This window comes from Parerythrobacter jejuensis (genome assembly GCF_039536765.1).
GTDB lineage: Bacteria > Pseudomonadota > Alphaproteobacteria > Sphingomonadales > Sphingomonadaceae > Parerythrobacter > Parerythrobacter jejuensis.
The window spans coordinates 594,800-613,547 of record NZ_BAAAZF010000001.1 but is presented as its reverse complement, the minus strand read 5'-3'; the positions used below and the strand labels follow the sequence as shown (position 1 = coordinate 613,547).

General features: G+C 61.0%; 16 protein-coding genes. 4 read left to right on the top strand and 12 right to left on the bottom strand.

Annotation, left to right across the window (positions count from 1 at the left end; all coding sequences use genetic code 11):
- Positions 1-3 precede the first annotated feature (3 nt).
- Both ABD653_RS02945 and gltX read right to left on the bottom strand, forming a co-directional pair.
- The gene (locus ABD653_RS02945) at positions 4-1,287 is read right to left on the bottom strand and encodes a citrate synthase (protein ID WP_160779779.1); all 1,284 of its coding nucleotides are present in this window, start codon (positions 1,285-1,287) and stop codon (positions 4-6) included.
- 35 nt (positions 1,288-1,322) lie between these two features.
- Positions 1,323-2,756 carry a glutamate--tRNA ligase gene (gltX, locus tag ABD653_RS02940; RefSeq protein ID WP_160779778.1) on the bottom strand — a complete coding sequence of 478 codons (1,434 nt, stop codon included), beginning with the start codon at positions 2,754-2,756 and terminating at the stop codon, positions 1,323-1,325.
- Between the two features lie 29 nt (positions 2,757-2,785).
- On the opposite strand from gltX, the gene ABD653_RS02935 reads away from it, so the two are divergent.
- Positions 2,786-4,990 (top strand): ComEC/Rec2 family competence protein, encoded by a 2,205-nt coding sequence (locus tag ABD653_RS02935; protein WP_234032195.1) that lies wholly within the window; start codon positions 2,786-2,788, stop codon positions 4,988-4,990.
- A gap of 30 nt (positions 4,991-5,020) precedes the next feature.
- On the opposite strand, the gene lexA is transcribed toward ABD653_RS02935, so the two are convergent.
- The 10 genes from lexA to ABD653_RS02885 form a co-directional block, all read right to left on the bottom strand.
- Positions 5,021-5,710, bottom strand: a complete 690-nt coding sequence (gene lexA / locus ABD653_RS02930) for a transcriptional repressor LexA (RefSeq protein WP_160779777.1) — start codon at positions 5,708-5,710, stop codon at positions 5,021-5,023.
- Between the two features lie 87 nt (positions 5,711-5,797).
- Positions 5,798-6,988, bottom strand: a complete 1,191-nt coding sequence (locus ABD653_RS02925) for a molybdopterin molybdotransferase MoeA (RefSeq protein WP_160779776.1) — start codon at positions 6,986-6,988, stop codon at positions 5,798-5,800.
- Positions 6,985-7,455 (bottom strand): cyclic pyranopterin monophosphate synthase MoaC, encoded by a 471-nt coding sequence (gene moaC / locus ABD653_RS02920; RefSeq protein ID WP_160779775.1) that lies wholly within the window; start codon positions 7,453-7,455, stop codon positions 6,985-6,987. Before moaC ends, ABD653_RS02925 begins: the two co-directional genes overlap by 4 nt.
- Positions 7,456-7,640: 185 nt before the next feature.
- Positions 7,641-8,429, bottom strand: a complete 789-nt coding sequence (gene trpC, locus ABD653_RS02915; protein WP_160779774.1) for an indole-3-glycerol phosphate synthase TrpC — start codon at positions 8,427-8,429, stop codon at positions 7,641-7,643.
- Positions 8,430-8,437: 8 nt separating this feature from the next.
- The gene (trpD, locus tag ABD653_RS02910) at positions 8,438-9,430 is read right to left on the bottom strand and encodes an anthranilate phosphoribosyltransferase (RefSeq protein WP_160779773.1); all 993 of its coding nucleotides are present in this window, start codon (positions 9,428-9,430) and stop codon (positions 8,438-8,440) included.
- The gene (locus ABD653_RS02905) at positions 9,427-10,059 is read right to left on the bottom strand and encodes an anthranilate synthase component II (protein WP_160779772.1); all 633 of its coding nucleotides are present in this window, start codon (positions 10,057-10,059) and stop codon (positions 9,427-9,429) included. Before ABD653_RS02905 ends, trpD begins: the two co-directional genes overlap by 4 nt.
- Complete coding sequence (pip, locus tag ABD653_RS02900) at positions 10,056-11,015, bottom strand: prolyl aminopeptidase (RefSeq protein WP_160779771.1); 960 nt, start codon at positions 11,013-11,015, stop codon at positions 10,056-10,058. Before pip ends, ABD653_RS02905 begins: the two co-directional genes overlap by 4 nt.
- A gap of 4 nt (positions 11,016-11,019) precedes the next feature.
- Entirely contained in the window at positions 11,020-11,838 is an 819-nt protein-coding gene (locus ABD653_RS02895) for a phosphodiester glycosidase family protein (protein WP_160779770.1), read from the bottom strand.
- Positions 11,835-13,349 carry an anthranilate synthase component I gene (trpE, locus tag ABD653_RS02890; RefSeq protein ID WP_160780467.1) on the bottom strand — a complete coding sequence of 505 codons (1,515 nt, stop codon included), beginning with the start codon at positions 13,347-13,349 and terminating at the stop codon, positions 11,835-11,837. The genes ABD653_RS02895 and trpE overlap by 4 nt, the downstream gene beginning before the upstream one ends.
- Positions 13,350-13,358: 9 nt before the next feature.
- Positions 13,359-15,296: a peptidylprolyl isomerase gene (locus tag ABD653_RS02885; protein WP_160779769.1), complete on the bottom strand. Its 1,938-nt coding sequence runs from the start codon at positions 15,294-15,296 to the stop codon at positions 13,359-13,361.
- A 195-nt stretch (positions 15,297-15,491) separates the two neighbouring features.
- Here ABD653_RS02885 and tpiA point away from each other — a divergent pair, with 195 nt between their 5' ends.
- From tpiA to pyrG, 3 genes are all read left to right on the top strand, one after another.
- Positions 15,492-16,256, top strand: a complete 765-nt coding sequence (gene tpiA, locus ABD653_RS02880) for a triose-phosphate isomerase (protein WP_160779768.1) — start codon at positions 15,492-15,494, stop codon at positions 16,254-16,256.
- A gap of 81 nt (positions 16,257-16,337) precedes the next feature.
- Positions 16,338-16,718 carry a preprotein translocase subunit SecG gene (gene secG, locus ABD653_RS02875; RefSeq protein WP_160779767.1) on the top strand — a complete coding sequence of 127 codons (381 nt, stop codon included), beginning with the start codon at positions 16,338-16,340 and terminating at the stop codon, positions 16,716-16,718.
- 91 nt (positions 16,719-16,809) lie between these two features.
- Positions 16,810-18,444: a CTP synthase gene (gene pyrG, locus ABD653_RS02870; RefSeq protein ID WP_160779766.1), complete on the top strand. Its 1,635-nt coding sequence runs from the start codon at positions 16,810-16,812 to the stop codon at positions 18,442-18,444.
- The last annotated feature ends 304 nt before the right edge of the window (positions 18,445-18,748 follow it).

Below are 18,748 nucleotides of genomic sequence, written 5' to 3'. Positions count from 1 at the left end.
TGGTCAGCGGTTTCCGATAGGAACGTAATCGCGCTCGGTCGGGCCAGTGTAGAGCTGGCGCGGACGGCCGATGACCTGGCCTGGATCGGAGATCATTTCGTTCCATTGTGCGACCCAGCCGACGGTGCGGGCGAGGGCGAACAATGCGGTGAACATGGTGGTCGGGAATCCGATCGAATTCAGGATGATTCCGGAATAGAAATCGACATTCGGGAACAGCTTCTTTTCCTTGAAATAGTCATCGTTCAAGGCGAGTTCTTCCAGGCGCAATGCGGTTTCGAAGACTGGGTCGTTGACGTTCAGAGCTTCGAACACTTCGCGAAGTGTCTTCTGCATGACCGTCGCACGTGGATCGTAGTTTTTGTACACCCGGTGGCCGAAGCCCATCAGGCGGAACGGATCGTTCTTGTCTTTGGCACGCTCGATATAGTGCGGGATCTTGTCCGGCGTGCCGATTTCCTGGAGCATGTTGAGCGCTGCTTCGTTGGCACCGCCATGCGCAGGGCCCCACAGGCAGGCGATGCCCGCAGCGATACAGGCAAACGGGTTGGCACCCGACGAACCGGCCAAGCGGACGGTGGAAGTCGACGCGTTCTGTTCGTGATCGGCATGGAGGATGAAGATCCGGTCCATGGCGCGTTCAATTGCCGGGTGGATTTCATATTCTTCAGCCGGCACACCGAAGGTCATGCGCAGGAAATTGCCGGTGTAGCTGAGCGAATTGTCCGGCTGCATCATCGGTTGTCCGACGGAGTACTTGTACGCTGCAGCGGCAATCGTCGGCATCTTCGCAATCAGGCGGTGGCTGCTGATCTTGCGGTGTTCCGGATCCGAAATGTCGGTGCTGTCGTGGTAGAATGCAGACAGTGCGCCAACCACTCCGCACATGATAGCCATCGGGTGGGCATCGCGGCGGAAGCCCTGATAGAACTGGCGTAGCTGGTCATGCAGCATCGTATGGCGGGTGATGGTATTGTCGAAGGTCGACAGCTCATCTTCTGTGGGGAGCTCACCATTCAGCAGCAGGTAGCTGACTTCCATGAAGCTGGAATGCTCTGCCAGCTGTCCAATGGGATAGCCGCGGTGCAGCAGGATGCCTTCATTGCCGTCGATATAAGTCAGCGCGCTCTCGCAAGAGGCGGTCGACTTGTAACCGGGATCGAAGGTGAAAGCGCCCGTGGCGCCATACAGCTTGCGAATATCGACCACGTCCGGGCCGGTGGTGCCTTGCAGCACCGGGAATTCGTGGGACTGGCCTGCCAGCTCTAGTTTTGCCGTGTCTGCCATTCTTGTTCTCCTACCACCTGCTTATTGCTCGTGCCTTAGCTGGCCGGGGCCGCCTGCGCGTCAATCCGCGCGAGGGACTCCTCCCTGCCGAGCAGGACGAGCACATCGAAAATACCGGGCGACGTTGTCGTACCCGTTAAAGCTGCACGCATGGGTTGCGCGAGTTTGCCGAGGCCCAGTTCGAGCTGTTCGGCGAGCGCCTTCGTAGTGGCTTCGAGGGCCTCGATTGTCCAGTCATTTTCCGCATGGAGAGCCTCGGAAATCTTGGCCAATCTTGCGCGACCATCGCTGTCGAGCAGCTTCGCGGCCTTTTCGGTCATCTCCAGCGGCCGTTTGCTGAACAGGAATTGCGCTCCCTCGGCCAACTCGTTGATATCCTTCGCGCGGACCTTGAGCACATCCATTGCCTTGGTCAGCAGCCCGGCGTCTGCCTGCGGGCCAATTTTTGCCGCCACCAAACCTGCCAAATGGGCATTGTCAGCCTCGCGGATATGGTGCCCGTTGAGGTTCAGCAGTTTCTTGGTGTCGAAGCGCGAGGCGCTTTTGCCCACACCCTCCAGCGAAAACAGCTCGATGGCTTCGACCTTGGTGAACTCTTCCTTGTCCCCATGACCCCAACCAAGCCGGAGGAGGTAGTTGAACAAGGCTTCGGGGAGCACGCCCATTTCGTCGCGATAGGCCTCGACACCCACTGCGCCATGGCGTTTGGACAGTTTGGCTCCATCGGCACCGTGGATCAGCGGCACATGGGCGTAAACCGGCTGCGGCCAGCCGCCCTCGATGGCGTCCATGGCGTGGATGATCGGCAGCTGGCGAAACGCATTGTTGAGGTGGTCGTCGCCGCGGATAATATGCGTGACTCCCATATCGTGGTCATCGACCACTACAGCGAGCATATAGGTGGGCGAGCCATCGGCCCGCAAAAGGACGTAGTCGTCCAACTCTTCATTGCGGACGGTGACACTGCCCTGGACCGCGTCCTCGATCGTCGTCTCGCCCTCTTCAGGTGTCTTTAGCCGGACAACGAAAGGCGACCCCAGAGGCGCTTCGGACGCATCACGGTGACGCCACCGGCCATCATAACGCTGTGGCTGCTTGGCCGCGCGTTGTGCGGCGCGCATTTCTTCCAGTTCCTCAGTCGTGGCGTAGCATTTGTAGGCGTAGCCTGCTTCGAGGAGCTTCTCGGCGACTTCGACATGGCGCGACCCGCGTTCGGACTGGAACACCGGATCTTCATCGTAATCGAGGCCGAGCCATTCGAGACCTTCGAGGATCTTGTCGATAGCGTCTTGTGTGGAGCGCTTCTTGTCCGTGTCTTCGATCCGAAGCAGCGCAGTGCCGCCATGATGACGGGCAAATAGCCAATTGAACAAAGCGGTACGTGCCCCGCCCAAATGAAGAAATCCAGTCGGTGAAGGGGCAAAACGCGTAACAACAGTCCCCGATTTTGCGCCACTATTACTTGCCATCTTGTGTGGCTTCCTTTCCAATCAGTTCCATGGCGACCAACAGCGCGCCCGATATGCCGCCAGGCGTGCCCCTGGCTGGCGAGCATGCGCCCGATCATGCTGCATTGCAGCAACGCCCTTGGCATTCACGCTGGCGCTTGTCCAGCGTGGCAGCTCTGCTTGATCGCGCGCTGGCCGATGCCGGCTTTGATCGTGCCCCCTGGATCGCCGTTTCACTCGCAGCAGGAATAGCGCTCTGGTTTGTCCTCGACACGCCATGGGAATGGGTCATCGCACTGATGATTGCGATGGGTGCTGGCTTCGCGGGATGGGTGATTGGCACCCGGGTGGCCCGGTTCCATCTCGGATCGGCGATTGTCGCAGTTGCAGCTGCGTTGGCTTTCGGACTGGTCTTGATCTGGGCGCGATCAACCATGATCGGGGCAGAGGCGTATCCTGCACCGCAAGTGAAAGTGTTCGCAGGCAAAATACTGGAGCGCGAGGAGCAACCGGCCCAGCAACGCATCAGGTTGATCCTGGCCGTACGTGACGCAGAGCAAGGCACGGCACGAAAGATCAGGGTCAACGTTCCCGGTGAGCAAGCATATGATGCATTGGGCGAGGGGGCGGTGATCCGCTTCCGGGCGCGGCTGATGCCACCCGCTCCGCCGATGGTGCCGGGTGCTTACAATTTTGCCCGGCGCGCATGGTTTGACGGGTATGCCGCGACTGGGTCAGTTCTTGGCCCGATTGACATTATAGAACCGGCTCCCGAAGCCACAGGGCTGGCCGCGATTCAGCGACTGCTGTCCGGCCATGTGCGGCAGAATCTCGGCGGATCGGCCGGCACAATCGCGGCGGCCTTCGCCAGCGGGGATCGCGGCGCCATCACCGAGGCGGATGAGGAGGCGATGCGGGATGCGGGCCTGACCCACCTTCTTTCCATCAGCGGCTTGCATGTTAGCGCGATCATCGCCGCAGCCTTCTTTGTGGCCCTGAAACTGCTCGCGCTGTGGCCGTGGCTGGCCTTGCGGATCCGATTGCCGGTTGCGGCAGCGGCAGTCGGTGCACTGGCGGGCATCGGCTATACACTCCTGACCGGTGCCGAGGTGCCGACGGTGCGGAGCTGCGCAGCGGCCGTCCTCGTGCTCATCGCGATTGCGTTGGGGAGGGACGCCTTGTCGCTTCGGATGGTATCGGTTGCGGCGGCATTTGTGATGTTCCTTTGGCCGGAATCGCTGATCGGGCCGAGTTTTCAGATGAGTTTTTCGGCCGTGATCGCGATTGTCGCTTTGCACAACGCAGAGCCGGTCAAGCGTTTCCTTGCGCCCCGTGAGGAAAGCTGGTTTGCCCATGTCGGGCGGCGCACAATCATGCTGCTCGTCACTGGCTTCGTGATCGAGATCGCGCTGATGCCGATTGTCCTGTTCCATTTTCACCGCGCGGGTGTTTACGGCGCGTTCGCCAATGTCATCGCAATCCCGCTGGTGACCTTCATATCCATGCCGCTGATCGCTGTGGCCTTGGCCCTTGATCTGGTTGGATTGGGCGGGCCGGTCTGGTGGTTGGTGGGGCAATCGCTCGATTTGCTCCTCGGCATTGCGCATTTCACTGCCAGCCAGCCTGGCGCGGTCAAATTGATGCCACAGATGGGCCTGGGCACTCTGGCTCTGTTCGTGATCGGAGGCTTGTGGCTGGCCCTGTGGCGCGGGCGATGGCGATTGCTCGGGTTGGTGCCATCGGCCGTAGCAACGGTCATGCTGTTGCTGACACCAGCGCCGGATGTGCTGATTTCAGGAGATGGCCGGCATGTCGGTATTGCGGGCGAGGGTGAGCGGTTGATCATGCTACGCGAAAGCCGGTCGGACTATGCGCGCGAGAATTTGCTCGAGCTCTCGGGCATGACGGGTGAAACCGTCACGCTCGCAGATTGGCCGGGTGCCAAGTGCAGTCGGGATTTCTGTGTCATCACTTTGCAACGTTCTGGCCGAGACTGGCATTTGCTGATCGCTCGCAGCCGCGACATTGTCGAAGAGCGCGCCTTGGCGGCAGCGTGCGATCGTGCGGATATCGTGGTGGCCGACCGGTATTTGCCGCGATCGTGCCAGCCGCAATGGCTCAAAGCAGATCGGCGCTTTCTCGATAAGTCGGGTGGATTGGCGCTCTTCCTGGAGGACGAGAGCTTCACATCAGTCGCCCAAGGGGAAGGTGAACATGGGTGGTGGCGCGGCAATGATCGCAGGGAGCGGCGCTGACCTTCGCCAACTCCGCTTCCCGCATGGTGATCAGTGATAACGACGGAGCAGGCCCGCCAATTTGCCTTGGACCTGAACCTGCGCAGGTTGGTAGACCTGAGCATCATAGGCCGCATTGGCCGGATCGAGACGCACCATCCCGCTGTCGCGATGGAGATATTTGAGTGTCGCTTCCTCGTTGTTGACCAGTGCCACGACAATCTCGCCATCACGCGCGCTGTCTGTGCGACGGATCAACGCGAAGTCACCATCGAAAATGCCAGCATCGACCATCGAGTCGCCAGACACTTCAAGCGCGTAATGTTCGCCCGGGCCCAATAGGGCCGCCGGAACAGGCAAAGACTGATGATCTTCCAGCGCCTCAATCGGGGCACCGGCGGCGATCCGGCCGTGCAACGGAATATCGATCACATCATTGGCCGGTTCCGGTTGCGCCTTGGGCGGTGCAGTTCGTGCCGAAACGAGATCATTGGCCGGCTTGGCCGCAGGCGTGGCGCCGACAACGTCTTCTGGCTGCTTCAACACTTCGAGAGCGCGAGCGCGATTGGGCAGGCGGCGGATGAAACCGCGTTCTTCCAATGCGGAAATCAGGCGATGGACGCCCGACTTGCTCTTAAGGTCGAGCGCTTCCTTCATTTCCTCGAAAGAAGGGGAAATTCCTGTCTCTTCCAGCCTGCGCTGGATAAACTGGATCAATTCGTGCTGCTTTGCGGTCAGCATGGACGATGGCTCCCTGATGGCCTGTTCCGGTCTCGTGCGCGTCGATGCGAACGAATGAAGAACAATTAGGCAACCAATTTCGCTAAGTCAAGCAATCGCGCCATTTCCGAGCCAATAGGCCGGAACATATGTTCCCGCTTTCGTCCCGTCGGCATGGGCTGCGCGGTCAATCAGCGCTTCTGCCCGTGAGAGGGCGAGCAAAGCGCTGCTGTCTTGTTCGACCAGTGGAACAAGCCCGTCCTGAGTCCATGCCGCGCGTAGGAACTCCCGTCGTACGCCGCCAGCCGGACAATCTTTGGCGAGCGGCAAGTCGATCGTGCGGGAAAGGCATGCGGAAGCGCCCGCGAGGCGGCGAATGGCGGGCAGCATGAAGAGATAACCGGTCACGAAGCTGGAGACCGGATTGCCTGGCAAGCCCAGGATCAATTGCTGGCCGCGCGTTGCCACCATCAGCGGCTTCCCCGGCTTCATCGCGACTTTCCAGAAATCCAGTTCGGCCCCGGCTTTCTCCAGGGCAGGTTTGGCCAAATCGTGATCGCCTACAGATGCGCCGCCGGTGATCACGATCAGGTCCGCATCGCGGTTCGCCTGCAATGCCTCGACAATGGTATCGAGATGATCGGGCAATGGCGCATTGCGTACGATGGTTGTGGGCTCCTGACCGGCCAGCGCAGAGAGCATGGCTGCATTGCTGGCGGGTATCTGGTGGGTCGCGCATTGGGTCGGGTCGGCAACGAGTTCGTCCCCGGTATCAAGGATTGTGACCTTCGGCCTGCCGGTGACTGATAGCGAGCCGCGCCCGGCAGACCGTGCCAACGCCAATTGGGCCGCACCGATCCGAACACCTCCTTCTAGCAGGCTGTCACCGTCGGAAAATTCGAAGGCCTTGCTCCGGATGTGTCGCCCTTCCGGCGGTATCTCTTCGGCCGCAACCTGTTTGCCATCGACCGTGGCGTTCTCCTGGATCAGGATCCGGTCGGCACCGGCAGGGAGGATGGCCCCGGTCGAGATGCGAACGGTTTGGCCCGTTACCAGCGCGCCATCAAATGCTTGCCCGCAGCGGCTTTCCCCGATCAATTCCCAAGGACCAACACCACAGATCGCATAGCCATCCATCGCGGACAAATCCGCCGGTGGTTGGGTGCGGGCCGCGGTTAGAGGCTGGGCGAGATAGTGCCCCAGCGCTTCGTCAACCGGCACATCCAGAGCCGCAACAGGCTCGAGCTTGGCGAGCATGCGTGCCAGCGCATCTTCCAACGATAGCGCCGGTTGGCTCATGGAGCGGTCCAAGTGCCCGACTTGCCGCCAGTTTTCTTGGTCAGTTTCACGCCGCCAATCACCATGCCTTTGTCGAGCGCCTTTGCCATGTCATAGATGGTCAGGAGCGCGACCGAAACAGCGGTCAGGGCCTCCATTTCGACCCCGGTCTTACCGGTCAGCGAGGCTGTGGCGGTAACGGCGATCCCGCTGTCATCAGGAACGCATTCGACCTGCACACTATCGAGCGCAAGCGGGTGGCATAGCGGGATCAGCTCGCCCGTTTTCTTTGCTGCCATGATCCCGGCGATCCGCGCGGCGGCCAGCACATCACCCTTTGGCACGGCCCCATCACGGATAGCCGCCAAGACCGTATCCGACATGGCGATATGCCCGCTCGCAACCGCTTCGCGTCGCGATTCGGCCTTGGCGCCGACATCGACCATGCGGGCATCGCCTTTGTCATCGAGATGGGTCAGCTTGCTCATTCAATCGGCCCCTTCGCTTGCGCAAATCCTACGCGATGGAACACATGGAACACTGTCCTGGGGCAAGAACCCCGCCCCGCAGAGCCGCCTTGCGAATTCGGTGTCCGAAGTCGTGCCTGCGTAAACCATCAGCGGCGCGATGCCATAAACCGGATGGGTAGGACAGCCCCCGCAGACCGATCGGCTCAGCCCTCAAGCAGCGATCGCGTTGCCGAAGCAATATCGTCTTGCCGCATCAGGCTCTCGCCTACCAGGAAGGTGCGCACCCCTCTTTTCGCAAGGCGATCGCAATCGGCATGGGTCGCAATCCCGCTTTCGCCGACCAACAGAATATCGTCGGGGACCAGCGGAGCGAGGCGTTCGGTCGTTGAGAGCGAAGTCTGGAAGGTTTTGAGGTCGCGATTGTTCACCCCGATCAATTGCGAACTCAACCGGGTCAGGGCGCGCTCCAGCTCCACCTCGTCATGCACCTCGACCAGAACATCCATTGCCAACTCACCCGCCGCGCGATCAATTTCGCGCATTGTGGTATCGTCTAGAGCGGCAACGATGATCAGGATCGCATCCGCGCCCATCGCGCGCGCTTCCAGACATTGCCAGGGATCGACCATAAAGTCTTTGCGCAAGACAGGCAGGTCGCAGGCGGCGCGAGCGGCAATCAGATAATCCTCATGCCCATGGAAGTAGGGCTCGTCTGTCAGGACTGACAGGCAAGTAGCACCTCCCGCCTGATATGCAGCGGCATGCTCGGCGGGCCGAAAATCTTCCCTGATCAGACCTTTCGACGGACTGGCCTTCTTGATTTCGGCGATCAGGCCAAACCCGGATTTGCTGGCTTTGCGCAATTCCCATTCGAAGCCGCGAACCTCGCTTTGCGCCGCCGCAGCAGCCTCCAGGTCGGCAATCGATTTGGCTGCCTTGCGGGTCGCAACCTCGCGGCGCTTTGTTGCGCAAATTTCCTCAAGCTTGTTCATCGGCCGGCCTATTGCGCCATTGCGATCCAGTTGGCGAGCAATTTGCCCGCCGCACCGGAATCGAGCGATTCTGCCGCCATGTCGGCACCGACCTGCCAGTCCTCCACCGCGCCTGCGACAAGCAAGGATCCGGCGGCATTGAAAATCACAGCATCGCGATAGGGGCCGGGCGTGCCATCAAGCAGGGCACGGAGCGCCTTGGCATTGTGTTCTGCCTCGCCGCCGCGAATGGCCTCCACCGGCGCATGCGGCAGCGAAACCTTAGATGCATCGATACGCTGCATTTCGAATTCGTTGCCCGAGACGATCGCGACTTCGTTGCCGCCCGCCAGGCTCAATTCGTCCAAGCCTTCGTCACCCGAAACAATCATCGTGCGCTCGGTGCCCAGACGTGCCTTGGCTCCGGCGTAAATTGGTACATAGCCCGGGCGCGCAATGCCGATTAGTTGGCGCGTAACGCCCGCCGGATTGGACAGGGGGCCCATCAGGTTGAAGATGGTGCGTTTTCCAATCCGCAGGCGAATAGGCTGGATGCGGCCCATGGCCGGATGGTGATTTTTTGCGAAGAGGAAGCAGATGCCCAGCTCTGCCAGTGTCTTTTCGGCTGTGCGTCCGGCGGCCTCCATATCCAGCCCGAGCGCCTCCAGCGTGTCTGCCGCGCCGGACTTGCTGCTGGCTGCACGGTTGCCATGTTTTGCCACCGGCACGCCTGCTGCTGCGACCACCAGGCTGACGGCTGTCGAGACGTTCAGCGTATGGTGCCCGTCACCGCCCGTGCCGCAGACATCGATGGCGTTTGCGGGCGCATCAATCGGGATCAAGCGTGCTCGCAAGGCCCGGGCGGCTCCGGCGATCTCGTCGGAAGTTTCACTGCGTTCGGTCATCTCGACAAGGAAGCGGGCGATCTCCTCCTCGCTGGTTTCGCCGTCGAGAATCCAGCCGAAGACTTCCTCAGCCTCGGCTTCATCCAGATGGTCATGCGCGGAGGGAAGAGTTTTCATGCGGGGGCTTTCACTCGGTCAGGCACCTTGGCGTCGATGCCGCACAGGCGCAGGAAATTGGCAAGCAAGGCATGGCCGTGTTCGGTTGCTATGCTTTCGGGATGAAATTGCACGCCATGGATTGGCAGCGTGCGATGCCGGAAACCCATCACCATTGTGCCGTCGATGCCCGGTGTCTCGCTGGTCGCGTTGACCTCGAGCACATCGGGAATATCCTCGACCACAAGCGAATGATAGCGGGTGGCGACATAAGGGGAGGGCAAGCCTTCGAACATGCCGCTGCCCTCGTGGATCACTGGGCTGGTCTTGCCATGCATCAATCCGCCTTGGACGACCTTGCCACCGAAATACTGGCCTATCGACTGATGGCCCAGGCATACGCCGAGCAACGGCAGTCCGGCATCAGCACAAGCGCCAACAAGTTCGAGGCTGATCCCGGCCTCGTTGGGTGTGCATGGGCCGGGCGAAATCAGGATGCCCTGGGCCCCGCTCGCTACGGCCTCGGCAGCGGTCAGAGCATCGTTGCGTTCGACCTGCACGTCAGCGCCCAGTTCCATCAGGTAATGAACGAGGTTGAAGGTGAAGCTGTCGTAATTGTCGATCACCAAAATGTCGGGCGAAGCGCTCATGGTGACTTGCCCGCCAATTCATCAGTCGCGCGGACGAGGCCGTCGATGATGCCAGGTTCGCCAGCGCTATGGCCCGCGTCGTGAACAATCCTGAGGTCGGCTTCGGGCCATGCTTTCTTCAGCGCCCATGCGGCACCGGGCGGCGTGCAGATATCGTGGCGACCTTGCACGATGATGCCGGGGATGCCTTTCAGCTTCCCGGCATTGAGGACCAATTGCGATTCTTCGAGGAAGAAATCTTCCAGGAAGAACTTCGCACAAATCCGTGCAAACGGGACGGCTTTTGACGGATCGGCGAATTCTTCAAGCAGGCCTTCATTGGGCAGCAGGGTCGCCACGGTTCCTTCCCACAAAGACCATTCCTTGGCTGCCGCGAGCCGCGTGGCTTCGTCATCGCTGGTCAGGCGGGTGTAATACGCCTTGACGAAGTCATCGCGCTCACCCTCGGGGATCAGGCCGGTGAACTGGTCCCATTGCTCGGCCATGATCTCGCTTGCCCCGTAACTGTAGAGCCATTTGCGCTCCTGCTGGCGGGCGAGGAAAACGCCGCGCAATACCAGTTCACTGGTGCGTTCGGGGTATTTCTGCGCATAGGCGAGGGCGAGGGTGGCCCCCCAACTGCCGCCGAAAACCTGCCATTTTTCATGCCCGCACATTTCGCGCAGGCGCTCGATGTCCTCGACGATGCGCCACGTGTCGTTGTTCTCGATCTCGGCGAAGGGCAGCGATTTGCCGCAGCCGCGCTGGTCGAACAGCAGCACATCGTAAAGTGCCGGGTCCCACTGGCGCCGGTGTGATGGGCTCATTCCGCCGCCCGGGCCACCATGCAGGAACACCGCCGGCTTTGCATCCGGCGTTCCCGCGCGTTCGTAGTAGAGCGAGTGACCCTCGCCGACGTCGAGCATACCGGTCTCGTAGGGCTCAATTTCGGGATAGAGAGTGCGGTCGTACTGCATCGGTCTACTCCTTGCTTTCGACGACGATCAGCGGGCCGAGGGCGGCCCCACTGTCGATCCGGTCGCTGGCGGGATCCCACAAAGCAGAGACATTGCCATCCAGAAACAGCGCGTTGGGCGTGTCGGCGACATCGCGGAAGAAACGGGCGAATTTGCCAAAGCTGATCGGAGCTTCGCTGATCACGAAATGGGCGCGACCTTGCCGGTCAACGCCAACTCCGTTGCGAATCTGGCGCGAGGGACCGTCTTCGGAAAACTCCGGATGCAACTTGCCATCGATCAGCAGCATCGGGCCGCTCTGGGTACCGAATTGCGGGCGGTCGGCGACGCTGGCGTAGAAATCATCGCTGGTCCGGACGCGCCATGTGCTGCCGGAGCCGTAAAACACGCCGTTGGGTTTGAGGTGGAAGTTGCCCGGCCCGTCATTGCGGTTGAGCTGCTTCTGGCGGTCGCCCTTTTCCACATAATACCCGATCGGCTTGCCATCGCCATCATACATGCCGCCATTGACGGCAAAGGCCGGAAGATCGCTGCCCCGTGCCTCCGCCAGACGTGCCATACTGCGGTATGGTGGGCCCAGCGCAGTGGTAATGCGGTGCTTGGCAGGGTCGGCAATACAATGGGTTAGCGGCACATCCTGGAATTTCGTACTTTCGCACGCACTTGCAACCGGGGCCACTGTGGGCGTTGCGATAGGCACCGGATCAGCCTCTGCCACCTGCGCAGTGCCATCTTCCAGATTGATACGGGTGACGGGATCGCCTTCGGGCTGCTGCCCGCACGCAGCCAGTATCAACGGTAGACAAAGGTAGCGCAGTTTCATTGGCCGAATCCTGGTTCACTGGCGACCCGTGCCGCCTCGCGCGCTGCTGCGATGAGTGCGCCTGCTTTGGCCTCGCATTCGCGCTGTTCATAGGCAGGATCGCTATCGGCAACGATCCCTGCGCCTGCCTGGACGTGCATGGTGCCGTCTTTGACAACCGCTGTCCGCAAAACGATGCAGCTATCAAAGCTGCCGTCCGGGGCAAAATAGCCAACCCCGCCAGCATAGGGGCCGCGTGTCTCCGGCTCCAGCTCGGCGATGATTTCGCAGGCCCGGATCTTGGGCGCGCCGCTGACGGTTCCGGCCGGGAATCCCGCAAACAAGGCATCGAGCGCATCTTTCGAGGGATCGAGCTGCCCGACAACATTGCTGACGATATGCATCACATGGCTGTAGCGTTCGACGGTATAACTGCCGGTCACCTCGACCGTGTTCTGCGCGGCCACACGGCCAACATCGTTGCGCCCGAGATCGAGCAGCATGAGATGCTCGGCGCGTTCTTTGGGATCGGCCAGCAGGCTGTCTTCGGCGGCCTGATCCTCCTCGGGCGTGCCTCCGCGTGGCCGGGTGCCGGCGATGGGCCGGATCGTGACTTCACCATCGCGCAGCCGGACGAGGATTTCGGGGCTTGATCCGACCACCGAGAATCCAGGCAAGTCGAGGAAATAGAGGAAGGGCGACGGGTTTACGCGCCGCAAGGCGCGATAGAGCGCGATCGGAGGGAGCGGGAAGGGGCAGGTGAAGCGCTGGGCCAGCACGACCTGGAAGATGTCCCCGGCGGTGATGTATTCCTTCGCCTTGCGGACCATGGCGCCATAATCGCCCTCGGGAAGCATGGGAGACAGGGCCATATCCGGCAGGTCTTCGACCGGCGCGTCCGCAGGCAAGCCGGAGGCTAGCTTGCGCAGAGTCTCGTCAATCCTCTCGCCAGCGCGCTCGATAGCCTGCGCGGCATTGCTTGTGGATGGCCACAGAGGCGCGATCACGAACAGCTTGTCGCTGAGAGAATCGAAAACCAGCAAAAGCGTTGGCCGCGAAAACACCATGTCGGGCAGGTTCAACTCGCTTTGTGGGGCGCGGGGCAGGACCTCGACCTGGCCAATGGTTTCATAGGCGAAATAGCCGACAAGGCAGGCCAGGGCAGGGGGCAAACCTTGCGGCACGTCGATCCGGCACTCGTCGATCAGACGGCGCAAAGCGTCCAGGCTCTTGCCCTCGATAGCTTCGAACGCGTCTTTCCGGTGCTGCCATAGGCGATTGACTTCGCCAGCTTCGCCTTGTGCGCGAAACAGCAAATCCGGGTCCAGCCCCAACAGGCTGTAGCGCCCGCGAACTTCACCACCTTCCACGGATTCGAGCAGGAAGTCTCCCCGCTCTGGCTCGATCAGTTTGAGCGCGGCGCCGACCGGAGTTTCCGTGTCAGCCACCACTTCGCGCCAGACCAGCGCCGGCTGGCCCGCTTCGAGCTGTTCACGCGCGGCGTCGCAATTATGAAGGCCCGCGCCAGACAGGGGACCCCCTTACTGGCTCGTGCCGGTCAGCTGACGGCGCACTGCGTCGACGGCTGTGTCGTTGGTTTCGGCTGTCACATCATTGCGGATCGCGGTGCGCAATTGCTCGCCATATTCCTGCCCGATGGCCTGACCGAACTGGGCCTTGGCCTGAGCGAAGAGCGGATCATCTTCCGCAATCACGCCAGCTTCGATGTCATCGAGGTCGACCAGATACCAGCCGATATTCTGTGGCCCTTCGAGGCGCTTGGCAGTGCCTTGCGCCATGCTGAAGAAGAGGGCGAGAGGGGCCGGTACACGCTGCCCTTGTTGCAACAATTCTTCGCGCGTGATGTTGAGCGTATCGACGGGCGGCAGCCGCTTTTCCTCGGTCCGCAACGCGGCAGCGAGGCTCTGGCCACCGTCCAACAGTTTCAGAACGCGGTCTGCTGCTTCTTTGGCCAGCTTGGAGCCTTCAGCTCGGCGCCAGTCGGCGACCACGGCATCGCGGATATCTGCCAGCGGTGCAGCAGCCGAGGAGGTGATATCAGCCGCTTCGAACAGCAGGAAGGTTTCGCCGGGAACGGCTTCGGCCAGTTGCGGTTCGCCTTCTTCCATCTGGAAAGCCGTGGCCAGCGCCCGGCCGAGGATAGCGGGGGCGCGCTCGTCTTGCGTGCCGTAAACGATGCCGGCTGCGGTCAGCGGTTTGGTAGAGGTGAGTTCTGCGTCGAGTTCGGCCGCGACATCGGTTAGCGATTCACCGTCGGCGAGGCGATCCTCGATGCTGCCGGCGAGTTCGTTGAAAGCGCGGCGACGCTTCTCAAGCTGGAGTGTCTCGATGATTTCACCGCGCGCCTGATCGAGCGAGCGACCGGCAATGCGGTTGATCGCGTCGACCCGCACGACGTGGAATCCAAGGCCGCTACGGGCCACTTCGGCGATCTGGCCTCGTGCTGTGCCGAACACGGCTCTGGCAACATTGGAGGAAGCTTGCTGGCCGTAAGCGCTTTGGGAAATCGGGCCGAGCTTTGCTACGCTGAATCCCGCTTCCTGGGCCACTGCTTCGAGCGACGCGCCCTGTTGAATACGGTTGCGGATAGCCTGCGCGCCCTGCTGGGTCGGAACGATCAGCTGCGAGAGCGTGCGCTCTTCGCTGGCTGCATATTGCGAAGCGTTCTGCTCATATCGACTGGCGATCTCGGCCTCTGTCGGCGCGGCAATCGTGCCAACCGAAGATTCGCCGAAGGTGGCATAACGGATGATGCGGCGCTCGGGTCGGATGTAGTCGGCGCGATTGCTCTCGTAATAAGCCTGTACCTGCGCATCTGTCGGGTCACCCTCTGGCGCATAAGCGAGGCTGGGCAGCAGGCCGATCGAGCCACGGCGGCGTTCCTTGAACAGGGCACCATATCGGGCTGCCAGCTTGTTCGGGAGGACAGCGCCGAAGCTGCCAGGCACCAGGACCTGCTCCGCAATCAGGCCGTCACCCAGATCATCCCGTACGACTGCGTCGGTCAGGCCCTGTTGGGCGATGGCAGCGCGATACATTTCTTCGTCGAAATTGCCATCGGCTCCGCGGAAAGCGGGAATCATCCGGATTTCGCTATTCACCAGATTGTCGCCCGCCCTGAGCCCGTATTTCTTGCCGAACTCTGCAATGGCGACGCGATCCAGCAACGTGTCGAGAACTCGCTCAAGGCCGCCCTGTTCGATAAAGGCAGGCATGGAGAGCGTCGGGTTACCCTGACGGACCTGGTCCAGCGCATTGGTGGCGGCACGGCTCAATTCAGCAGTGCCGATCTTTTCATCGCCGACTACGGCCACACGATCACCGCCCGAAACACCGCCGAATGTGCCGGTGCTGGAAACGTCAGCGCCAGCGAAGGCAAATGCGATCAAGGCCAGGAAGCCGACAAACAGGCCGATGCCGATTTTCGACTGGAAGAACTTGCGAAACGAATTGATCATGAAAAGGCGATGTCCGAATTATGCGTAGAGTTCTGTGCACAAGGGGCTGCACATTCTGTCCGGCTCGCTTTAGAGAGCCTGCGACCCTCCCGCAACAGGTGGCAAAGGGTTTTGACTGGATTGCTTTGCTCGGCTAGCGGACCCGTCCCCCATCGCGCTAGTGAGCGGCGCAACAAACTGATTCAGGAATATTGCATGACCCTCCGACCTTACATCGTCGGCAATTGGAAGATGAACGGCACACGTGCGATGCTGTCCGAAGCGCGCGCGATCGATCGCGCGGCGCAACGTTACATGAAGGTGGAGGTTGCCGTCGCACCTCCTTTCACCCTGCTGCATGCTGTACACCGGGAGGCCGAGCAGATCGGCGTCGGGGCGCAAGACTGCCATGCCAACCAGGATGGCGCCCATACCGGCGATATCTCGGCCACCATGGCTGCCGATGCGGGCGCGAAATTCGTAATTCTCGGCCATAGCGAGCGCCGACAGGATCACGGCGAATCAGACGCGCTCGTATTGGCCAAGACAGGCGCTGCGCTCGAGGCCGGGATCAATGTGATCCTGTGCTGCGGCGAACCTCTGGAAGTGCGCGAATCCGGTGATGCAGAGAAATATGTGCTCGACCAGTTGCGGCAGTCCCTGCCGGAAGCACTGGAATCGGCCTCCGAACGTCTGACCGTGGCGTATGAACCGATATGGGCGATCGGGACGGGCAAGACCCCGACTCTGGATGACATTGGCGAAATGCATGCTGCCATCCGCGGCTTCCTGGTAGATCGCTATGGCGCTGAAGAGGGTTCCGAAATGCGCATCCTCTATGGCGGTTCGGTAAAGCCGGAAAATGCGCGCGAAATCCTCGCTGTCGGGGATGTCGGCGGTGCTCTGGTTGGCGGTGCCAGCCTGACGGCGGATAGCTTCATGAACATCGCTCTGGCCGCCGGTGAAGCCGAAGACCAGTAAGGCGCGCATATCCGCGCCCTTGTTTCGCGCCCCCAGCGCGCCTAGATGCGCAGCGCAACACAGTTCGAACCGGGATCATCCATGTCGCTTTTTCTCTTCCTGACTGTCGTCCAGGCGATTGTCGCAGCCGCATTGGTCGGCGTCATCCTCATGCAACGCTCCGAAGGGGGCGGGCTGGGCATTGGCGGCTCGCCCAGCGGGATGATGAGCGCGCGCGGAGCGGCAGATTTCCTGACCCGGTCGACGAAGTGGTTGGCCGTGACATTCGTGGTGCTGTCGATTGCGCTCGCTGCGGTCGCGGTGGACGCGACAAGCGGTGACGATATCGAATCGACGCTCGACCGGAATGTGAGCAATACGGAAAGCGATCCGTTGGCTCCGGCAGCGGGCATTGCAGGCGAAACGGCGCCTGCAACCCAGTCGACACCGTCCGACGATCCGCTCTCCGGCGCGACCGAATAACCTTACCAATGCTGCAATATGTGGATTGCGGGTGATTGCCTGCCCAATCCGCTTGCGCCGAATCCGACAATAAGCTTAAGGCCCAACTCCCATGGCGCGGTATATTTTCATCACCGGCGGCGTGGTCTCCTCGCTCGGCAAAGGTCTCATGGCAGCAAGCCTCGGTGCTCTGCTGCAGGCGCGTGGCTACACGGTCCGGATTCGCAAGTTCGATCCTTATCTCAATGTCGATCCGGGCACGATGAGCCCGTATCAGCATGGCGAGGTCTATGTGACGGATGACGGGGCCGAAACCGACCTCGACCTAGGGCATTACGAACGGTTTACGGGCGTATCTGCGCGGCAGAGCGACAACATCACCTCGGGCCGGGTCTACCAGGACATTATCGCCAAGGAGCGGCGCGGAGACTATCTGGGGGCGACTGTCCAGGTCATCCCGCATGTCACCGATGCTATCAAAGAGTTCGCCCTTGCGGATCAGGACGGGCATGATTTCATCCTGTGCGAGATCGGTGGCACGGTCGGCGATATCGAATCGCTGCCGTTTATGGAGGCTATTCGCCAGCTGCGAAACGAGCTCGAGCCGATGCAGACGCTCAGCGTTCACGTGACGCTGGTGCCTTACATTGCCGCTGCCGGAGAGCTGAAAACCAAACCGACCCAGCACTCGGTGCGTGAATTGGCCAGTCTCGGGATCAAACCGGATGTGCTGCTGTGCCGGGCAGAGCATCCTTTGCCCGATGGCGAGCGGCAGAAAATCGCCAATTTCTGCAACGTCCGCAAAGAGGCTGTCATTCCTGCTCTCGATGCGCCGTCGATCTACTCCGTGCCTTTGCAATATCACGAGGTTGGTCTCGACGCAGAGGTCTTGCGCGGTTTCGGCATCACCGACGCACCCGAGCCGGATCTTGCCGCCTGGCATGACGTGACCGATCGCTATTTCCACCCGGAGGGGGAAGTGACAATCGGCGTGGTGGGCAAATATGTCGGCCTGCAAGACGCCTACAAATCGCTCAATGAAGCACTCGTTCACGGCGGGATGGCCAACCGGACCAAGGTCAATATCCGCTGGATCGATGCGGAGGTGTTCGAAGGCGACGATGCGGATATCGCGGCCAAGCTGGAGCCGCTCCATGGCATACTGGTGCCGGGCGGCTTTGGCGAACGCGGCAGCGAGGGGAAAATTGCCAGCGTTCGCTTCGCCAAGGAGCGCAACGTACCGTTCTTCGGGATCTGTCTGGGCATGCAGATGGCCTGTATCGAAGGGGCTCGTACCGCCGGGCATGAAGCCGCATCCTCGACCGAGTTCGGCGATACGGCAGAGCCGGTCGTCGGGATCATCACCGAATGGATGACCGAAGAAGGCTTGGAGACCCGCGAATCTGGCGGTGATCTGGGCGGCACCATGCGCTTGGGCGCCTATGATGCGAAACTGACCAGGAACAGCCATGTCAGCGCGATCTATGGCGGAGCGACTGAAATATCCGAACGGCACCGCCATCGTTATGAGGTGAATGCGGCCTATCGTGATGCGTTGGAGGAAAGCGGGCTGGTATTCTCCGGCATGTCACCCGACGGGTTGCTGCCTGAAATCGTGGAGCGACCGGATCACCCGTGGTTCGTCGGCGTGCAGTTTCACCCCGAGCTGAAATCCCGACCGTTTGATCCGCACCCGCTCTTTTCGGGCTTCATCAAGGCAGCGCTGGCCCAGTCGCGCTTGGTCTGATCCCGCTTCGGGAGGTTAACCAACGTGATTCACTGCGAAAACTGTCGCGAATCGACAAGTTTTGCCAATCACCTATGCCTAAAGTAGGGTGTTAGTTACCAATACCGCCGATCAGCTGTTTATCTTTTGGCGGTAGAGGAGCACTAGGGTTGCCGGACATTCCTTCGCGGGTGTCCTGATGGGGCATTTCGAAATCACGGGCTTGTCCCGGCTTTTATCGTCTTCTGCGACCCGGACGGTTAGAGTCGGACGAGGCGGCGTTTGCGTCGCGGGGCGGATCTTCAAGCGGGTCCGCCCCTTTGAT

Bases quoted from the DNA above. Each gene is read 5' to 3' on its own strand.
- ABD653_RS02945 (WP_160779779.1), bottom strand. From the start codon at position 1,287: ATGGCAGACACGGCAAAACTAGAGCTGGCAGGCCAGTCCCACGAATTC.
- gltX (WP_160779778.1), bottom strand. From the start codon at position 2,756: ATGGCAAGTAATAGTGGCGCAAAATCGGGGACTGTTGTTACGCGTTTT.
- ABD653_RS02935 (WP_234032195.1), top strand. From the start codon at position 2,786: ATGGCGACCAACAGCGCGCCCGATATGCCGCCAGGCGTGCCCCTGGCT.
- lexA (WP_160779777.1), bottom strand. From the start codon at position 5,710: ATGCTGACCGCAAAGCAGCACGAATTGATCCAGTTTATCCAGCGCAGG.
- ABD653_RS02925 (WP_160779776.1), bottom strand. From the start codon at position 6,988: ATGAGCCAACCGGCGCTATCGTTGGAAGATGCGCTGGCACGCATGCTC.
- moaC (WP_160779775.1), bottom strand. From the start codon at position 7,455: ATGAGCAAGCTGACCCATCTCGATGACAAAGGCGATGCCCGCATGGTC.
- trpC (WP_160779774.1), bottom strand. From the start codon at position 8,429: ATGAACAAGCTTGAGGAAATTTGCGCAACAAAGCGCCGCGAGGTTGCG.
- trpD (WP_160779773.1), bottom strand. From the start codon at position 9,430: ATGAAAACTCTTCCCTCCGCGCATGACCATCTGGATGAAGCCGAGGCT.
- ABD653_RS02905 (WP_160779772.1), bottom strand. From the start codon at position 10,059: ATGAGCGCTTCGCCCGACATTTTGGTGATCGACAATTACGACAGCTTC.
- pip (WP_160779771.1), bottom strand. From the start codon at position 11,015: ATGCAGTACGACCGCACTCTCTATCCCGAAATTGAGCCCTACGAGACC.
- ABD653_RS02895 (WP_160779770.1), bottom strand. From the start codon at position 11,838: ATGAAACTGCGCTACCTTTGTCTACCGTTGATACTGGCTGCGTGCGGG.
- ABD653_RS02885 (WP_160779769.1), bottom strand. From the start codon at position 15,296: ATGATCAATTCGTTTCGCAAGTTCTTCCAGTCGAAAATCGGCATCGGC.
- tpiA (WP_160779768.1), top strand. From the start codon at position 15,492: ATGACCCTCCGACCTTACATCGTCGGCAATTGGAAGATGAACGGCACA.
- secG (WP_160779767.1), top strand. From the start codon at position 16,338: ATGTCGCTTTTTCTCTTCCTGACTGTCGTCCAGGCGATTGTCGCAGCC.
- pyrG (WP_160779766.1), top strand. From the start codon at position 16,810: ATGGCGCGGTATATTTTCATCACCGGCGGCGTGGTCTCCTCGCTCGGC.